The 417-nt window shown below is 57.8% G+C and carries 1 protein-coding gene; it reads right to left on the bottom strand.

All coding sequences use genetic code 11. The annotated features are described in order from the left end of the window. Positions 1–369, bottom strand: a 369-nt coding sequence (locus GVL03_RS20945) for a PD-(D/E)XK nuclease-like domain-containing protein (protein ID WP_200847393.1), incomplete at its 3' end; no start/stop codon positions are given. Positions 370–417: the final 48 nt, after the last annotated feature.

The following is a 417-nucleotide window of genomic DNA, read 5'->3' as shown; positions in this document are numbered from 1 at the left end:
GTTCTGGATTGTCCGGGCGATGTCGGTCCGCTCGGTAAGAGCATCGAACATGCCCTCGATCGCGACCCTGTCGGCTTCGGAAATGATCGTCTTCCCGGGATTCGCGGCATCCCATGCAGCGCTGCCTTCCTTTCCAACATTCGTCCGCAGATCGAACTTCGGCTTGACAACATACTCGGCGGCAAAGCGCTCAGGCTCCAGCACCTGCGTGTGAAACGCGGTACCGAACTCCATAGCGTCGGTGACCTTGCGGCCACGCATCATTGCAGCGTGGTAGTGCTTCGGCGAGTGCAAAAGAGAGACAAGTGCCGAATGGCCTACCACCGCGGGATCGCTGTGGTATTCGTCGGCGGGCATGTCAATGAACATGCATAAATCGTCAGACATTAAGTACCTCCATGAGGACGAGGCACTCCC

Origin of the sequence: Microbacterium sp. 18062 (assembly GCF_902706225.1) — a bacterium.
Taxonomy (GTDB): domain Bacteria; phylum Actinomycetota; class Actinomycetes; order Actinomycetales; family Microbacteriaceae; genus Microbacterium.
Note: the sequence above shows the minus strand (reverse complement) of the source record. Positions and strands in the feature narration are given on the sequence as shown.